Genomic DNA, 312 nt, shown 5'->3' on the forward strand with positions numbered 1-312 from the left:
CATATGAATGTGCGCCTGCCAGCGCCTGCCAAAGGGGATTCTAAAACTTTGCCTAAGCAGATGCCTAAGACTATTGATGCAATGAGTAATAATAGCAAAGCAACATCGAAGCCCGTCACTAATACAAAATCACCAAACGCAGAACCACCTATTACTAAGGCGGCTCCTACCCAAGCATCACTTCCTCCACATCCTCATATTCGCCACATTATCGTCGTGGCCTCTGGTAAAGGCGGCGTCGGTAAATCAACCACCACGGTCAATATTGCCTTAGCATTACAAAAGCTAGGAAACCGCGTTGGTGTGCTCGAT

At 47.4% G+C, this 312-nt stretch carries 1 protein-coding gene; it reads left to right on the forward strand.

Annotated elements, in window-relative coordinates:
- The coding region (locus CAN34_RS13885) for a P-loop NTPase (protein ID WP_165767665.1) at nt 1–312 on the forward strand (312 nt) is incomplete at both ends.

Origin of the sequence: Psychrobacter sp. DAB_AL32B (genome assembly GCF_002224105.1) — a bacterium.
GTDB lineage: Bacteria > Pseudomonadota > Gammaproteobacteria > Pseudomonadales > Moraxellaceae > Psychrobacter.